General features: G+C 51.1%; 20 tRNA genes and 2 rRNA genes (1 of these 22 cut by a window edge). All 22 read right to left on the bottom strand.

Annotation, left to right across the window (positions count from 1 at the left end):
• Positions 1-2 precede the first annotated feature (2 nt).
• A tRNA-Gly gene (locus tag HMPREF9708_RS05900) sits at positions 3-73 on the bottom strand.
• 5 nt (positions 74-78) lie between these two features.
• Positions 79-151 (bottom strand) — tRNA-Asp (locus tag HMPREF9708_RS05895).
• Positions 152-167: 16 nt separating this feature from the next.
• Positions 168-240 (bottom strand) — tRNA-Met (locus HMPREF9708_RS05890).
• A gap of 37 nt (positions 241-277) precedes the next feature.
• Positions 278-367, bottom strand: a tRNA-Ser gene (locus tag HMPREF9708_RS05885).
• A gap of 4 nt (positions 368-371) precedes the next feature.
• A tRNA-Glu gene (locus HMPREF9708_RS05880) sits at positions 372-443 on the bottom strand.
• A 15-nt stretch (positions 444-458) separates the two neighbouring features.
• Positions 459-548: transfer RNA gene (locus tag HMPREF9708_RS05875), tRNA-Ser, on the bottom strand.
• Positions 549-583: 35 nt separating this feature from the next.
• A tRNA-Ile gene (locus tag HMPREF9708_RS05870) sits at positions 584-657 on the bottom strand.
• 28 nt (positions 658-685) lie between these two features.
• Positions 686-756 (bottom strand) — tRNA-Gly (locus tag HMPREF9708_RS05865).
• Between the two features lie 11 nt (positions 757-767).
• A tRNA-Ser gene (locus tag HMPREF9708_RS05860) sits at positions 768-857 on the bottom strand.
• 29 nt (positions 858-886) lie between these two features.
• Positions 887-960, bottom strand: a tRNA-Ile gene (locus tag HMPREF9708_RS05855).
• A 10-nt stretch (positions 961-970) separates the two neighbouring features.
• Positions 971-1,044: transfer RNA gene (locus HMPREF9708_RS05850), tRNA-Met, on the bottom strand.
• 11 nt (positions 1,045-1,055) lie between these two features.
• A tRNA-Ala gene (locus HMPREF9708_RS05845) sits at positions 1,056-1,128 on the bottom strand.
• Positions 1,129-1,141: 13 nt separating this feature from the next.
• Positions 1,142-1,215, bottom strand: a tRNA-Pro gene (locus HMPREF9708_RS05840).
• A 9-nt stretch (positions 1,216-1,224) separates the two neighbouring features.
• Positions 1,225-1,298, bottom strand: a tRNA-Arg gene (locus tag HMPREF9708_RS05835).
• Between the two features lie 33 nt (positions 1,299-1,331).
• Positions 1,332-1,417: transfer RNA gene (locus HMPREF9708_RS05830), tRNA-Leu, on the bottom strand.
• A 28-nt stretch (positions 1,418-1,445) separates the two neighbouring features.
• A tRNA-Gly gene (locus tag HMPREF9708_RS05825) sits at positions 1,446-1,517 on the bottom strand.
• Positions 1,518-1,520: 3 nt separating this feature from the next.
• Positions 1,521-1,593, bottom strand: a tRNA-Thr gene (locus tag HMPREF9708_RS05820).
• A gap of 35 nt (positions 1,594-1,628) precedes the next feature.
• A tRNA-Leu gene (locus HMPREF9708_RS05815) sits at positions 1,629-1,710 on the bottom strand.
• A 26-nt stretch (positions 1,711-1,736) separates the two neighbouring features.
• A tRNA-Lys gene (locus HMPREF9708_RS05810) sits at positions 1,737-1,809 on the bottom strand.
• 18 nt (positions 1,810-1,827) lie between these two features.
• Positions 1,828-1,900 (bottom strand) — tRNA-Val (locus tag HMPREF9708_RS05805).
• 17 nt (positions 1,901-1,917) lie between these two features.
• Positions 1,918-2,033: ribosomal RNA gene (rrf, locus tag HMPREF9708_RS05800) — 5S ribosomal RNA — on the bottom strand.
• A gap of 74 nt (positions 2,034-2,107) precedes the next feature.
• Positions 2,108-4,199 (bottom strand): 23S ribosomal RNA (locus HMPREF9708_RS05795) (it continues 778 nt past the right edge of the window).

The raw sequence follows: 4,199 nt of genomic DNA, 5'->3' as shown, positions 1-4,199 counted from the left end.
AAAGCGGGTGAGGAGAATCGAACTCCCGACAACAGCTTGGAAGGCTGTAGTTTTACCACTAAACTACACCCGCATAAACGGTCCGGACGGGATTTGAACCCGCGATCTCCTGCGTGACAGGCAAGCATGTTAACCCCTACACCACCGGACCCTGATAAAAGATGTAATTGCGGGGGTAGGATTCGAACCTACGACCTTCGGGTTATGAGCCCGACGAGATGCCAGCTTCTCCACCCCGCGATAATAAAATATATATTCCTAAATCCTATTAGGAAGAAGGAGGATGTGGGATTCGAACCCACGCGTGCTTTTACACACCTGACGGTTTTCAAGACCGTTCCCTTCAGCCGGACTTGGGTAATCCTCCATAATGACCCGTACGGGATTCGAACCCGTGTTACCGCCGTGAAAGGGCGGTGTCTTAACCGCTTGACCAACGGGCCTTAATGATAATAAAACGGAGAAGGAGGGATTTGAACCCTCGCGCCGGTAAAACCCGACCTACACCCTTAGCAGGGGCGCCTCTTCAGCCACTTGAGTACTTCCCCATGTGCCAACTAATATTAGAATTATAAAATTCTAATGGGCCTGAGTGGACTCGAACCACCGACCTCACCCTTATCAGGGGTGCGCTCTAACCAGCTGAGCTACAGGCCCATCATCACAAATTTTGCTATATAAGCAAAGCGGGTGAGGAGAATCGAACTCCCGACAACAGCTTGGAAGGCTGTAGTTTTACCACTAAACTACACCCGCATAAGATGCAAAGGAGGATGTGGGATTCGAACCCACGCGTGCTTTTACACACCTGACGGTTTTCAAGACCGTTCCCTTCAGCCGGACTTGGGTAATCCTCCATAACTTGTATTAAGCAAAATCCATCATATGGACCTTGTAGGACTCGAACCTACGACCACCCCGTTATGAGCGGGGAGCTCTAACCACCTGAGCTAAAGGTCCGTCCTAAATATAGCGGCGAGGGGGATCGAACCCATGACCTCCCGGGTATGAACCGGACGCTCTAGCCAGCTGAGCTACACCGCCAAGATAAAAAATGGAGAATAGCGGGATCGAACCGCTGACCTCCTGCGTGCAAAGCAGGCGCTCTCCCAGCTGAGCTAATCCCCCATTTATAAATAAATCGGGAAGACAGGATTCGAACCTGCGACCCCTTGGTCCCAAACCAAGTGCTCTACCAAGCTGAGCTACTTCCCGATCATTTAATACACCCGGCAGGATTCGAACCTGCAACCGCCTGATTCGTAGTCAGGTACTCTATCCAGTTGAGCCACGGGTGCGTGTATTCAATTGATTCACGTTAAAAACGCGAATGCCGAGGGCCGGAGTCGAACCGGCACGGTGATCACTCACCGCAGGATTTTAAGTCCTGTGCGTCTGCCAATTCCGCCACCCCGGCTAAAAGCCTAAATGTTAAATTTGGCAAAAGCGGAAGACGGGGTTCGAACCCGCGACCCCCACCTTGGCAAGGTGATGTTCTACCACTGAACTACTTCCGCATATGCCGGCTAAAGGACTTGAACCCTCGACCCTCTGATTACAAATCAGATGCTCTACCAACTGAGCTAAGCCGGCTGAATATTCAATTAAAGCCAAGTGCTAAAGCCAAGTGCGGGTGAAGGGACTTGAACCCCCACGCCCGAAGGCGCCAGATCCTAAATCTGGTGCGTCTGCCAATTCCGCCACACCCGCATATTCCATAAAGAACTATGGAACGATGACCCGTACAGGATTCGAACCTGTGACCCTCTGATTAAAAGTCAGATGCTCTACCGACTGAGCTAACGAGTCAACAATAATTTAACTTAATGGGGAATAACGGGCTCGAACCGCTGACATTCTGCTTGTAAGGCAGACGCTCTCCCAACTGAGCTAATTCCCCGAACATAAATGAAAAACGCATGGCAACGTCCTACTCTCACAGGAACAAAGTTCCAACTACCATCGGCGCTAAGAAGCTTAACTGCTGTGTTCGGCATGGGAACAGGTGTGTCCTTCTTGCCATCATCACCACACGTCTTCTTTATGTCTTAGAGCGTCTCTCGATCACTCAAAACTAAATAACACCTCACAAAACCTCAAAATCTTTATGGTTAAGTCCTCGACCGATTAGTACTAGTCCGCTCCATATATCACTATACTTCCACTTCTAGCCTATCTACCTGATCGTCTCTCAGGGGTCTTACTTCTTTCGAATGGGAAATCTCATCTTGAAGCTGGCTTCCCGCTTAGATGCTTTCAGCGGTTATCCATCCCACACATAGCTACCCAGCGATGCTCCTGGCGGAACAACTGGTACACCAGCGGTGTGTCCATCCCGGTCCTCTCGTACTAAGGACAGCTCTTCTCAAATTTCCTACGCCCGCGACGGATAGGGACCGAACTGTCTCACGACGTTCTGAACCCAGCTCGCGTACCGCTTTAATGGGCGAACAGCCCAACCCTTGGGACCGACTTCAGCCCCAGGATGCGATGAGCCGACATCGAGGTGCCAAACCTCCCCGTCGATGTGAACTCTTGGGGGAGATAAGCCTGTTATCCCCAGGGTAGCTTTTATCCGTTGAGCGATGGCCCTTCCATGCGGTACCACCGGATCACTAAGCCCGACTTTCGTCCCTGCTCGACTTGTAGGTCTCGCAGTCAAGCTCCCTTCTGCCTTTGCACTCTGCGAATGATTTCCAACCATTCTGAGGGAACCTTTGGGCGCCTCCGTTACTCTTTAGGAGGCGACCGCCCCAGTCAAACTGCCCACCTGACACTGTCTTCCGCTTGCTTGGCGCGAGTTAGAGGGTTCATATCACAAGGGTAGTATCCCACCATCGCCTCCATGCATACTGGCGTACACACTTCTTAAGCTCCTACCTATCCTGTACATGTCACACAAACACTCAATATCAAGTTGCAGTAAAGCTCCATGGGGTCTTTCCGTCCTGTCGCGGGTAACCTGCATCTTCACAGGTACTATAATTTCACCGAGTCTCTCGTTGAGACAGTGCCCAGATCGTTACGCCTTTCGTGCGGGTCGGAACTTACCCGACAAGGAATTTCGCTACCTTAGGACCGTTATAGTTACGGCCGCCGTTTACTGGGGCTTCAATTCGCACCTTCGCTTGCGCTAAGCACTCCTCTTAACCTTCCAGCACCGGGCAGGCGTCAGCTCCTATACATCATCTTACGATTTAGCAGAAACCTGTGTTTTTGATAAACAGTCGCCTGGGCCTATTCACTGCGGCTGACTTGCGTCAGCACCCCTTCTCCCGAAGTTACGGGGTCTTTTTGCCGAGTTCCTTAACGAGAGTTCTCTCGCTCACCTTAGTGTTCTCCACTTGACTACCTGTGTCGGTTTGCGGTACGGGTTGGGTGCACTCACTAGAAGCTTTTCTCGACAGTTTGATTATCCACCTTCGCTACTTCTTGCTTCGCTCCAGGTCACAGCTCGTCGTTAGAGATAAGCCTTTCACTCTTCTCCCGCTTCACTGCTTCTACAGACGCTTCCATCCGTCTGCGTGGATTCACCTCCTGTGTCCCTCCATCGCTCAAACGTTACCCCAAGTACAGGAATTTCTACCTGTTATCCATCGCATACGCCGTTCGGCTTTTGCTTAGGTCCCGACTAACCCAGGGAGGACGAGCCTTCCCCTGGAAACCTTAGTCTATCGGTGGACGGGATTCTCACCCGTCTTTCGCTACTCATACCGGCATTCTCACTTCTATACGCTCCAACACTCCTTACGGTATGCCTTCTCCGCCTATAGAACGCTCTCCTACCATTCATTGCTGAATCCACAGCTTCGGTGTACTGTTTAGCCCCGGTACATTTTCGGCGCAGAATCACTCGACTAGTGAGCTATTACGCACTCTTTCAATGATGGCTGCTTCTAAGCCAACATCCTAGCTGTCTGTGCAACTCCACATCCTTTTCCACTTAACAGTAACTTAGGGACCTTAGCTGGTGGTCTGGGCTGTTTCCCTCTCGACTACGGATCTTATCACTCGCAGTCTGACTCCCAGAGATAAGTCTGTGGCATTCGGAGTTTATCTAGATTCGGTAACCCGGGAGGGCCCCTCGTCCAAACAGTGCTCTACCTCCACGACTCTTACTCTGAGGCTATACCTAAATATATTTCGGAGAGAACCAGCTATCTCCAAGTTCGATTGGAATTTCTCCGCTACCCACACGT

Origin of the sequence: Facklamia languida CCUG 37842, assembly GCF_000245795.1 — a bacterium.
GTDB lineage: Bacteria > Bacillota > Bacilli > Lactobacillales > Aerococcaceae > Facklamia > Facklamia languida.
The sequence above is the reverse complement of the archived record's forward strand: the minus strand, read 5'-3'. Positions and strand labels throughout refer to the sequence as shown.